This window comes from Acinetobacter sp. CFCC 10889 (assembly GCF_003268395.1).
In the GTDB taxonomy this organism is placed as follows: Bacteria; Pseudomonadota; Gammaproteobacteria; order Pseudomonadales; family Moraxellaceae; genus Acinetobacter.
Window position 1 is genome coordinate 1 of sequence record NZ_LQXQ01000189.1, and the last position, 377, is coordinate 377.

A 377-nucleotide genomic window follows, 5' to 3' on the forward strand; every position below is an offset into this window, starting at 1 on the left:
GTTCGAAGTAATTCATTTCGCTCTAGCGAGCTACTCTTTGTATCTTTCCATGGTTTCGCATTTTTTCTAGGTGGAATCACCGCATGCGCTTGCCGATCTGCAATGACCTGACGGCATTGCTTGGTGTCATAAGCTCCATCGGTATAAACAGAGTCAATCTGCTCATCTTGTGGAATCTGATTAAGTAAATCACCAAGCACCTGTGAATCACTGACATTATTGGTTGTGAGCTGAATAGCGCGTATTTGTAGGGTTTTGGCATCTATACCAATATGTAGTTTACGCCATTGGCGACGATATTCAGCTCCATGTTTCTTGCGTTTCCATTCGCCCTCACCTAGAAACTTCATGCCTGTAGAGTCTACGAGTAGATGCAG

General features: G+C 44.0%; 1 pseudogene. It reads right to left on the reverse strand.

Annotated elements, in window-relative coordinates:
* Window positions 1–377 (reverse strand): annotated as a pseudogene (locus AVJ19_RS21330) (IS5-like element IS17 family transposase); the annotation flags it as partial.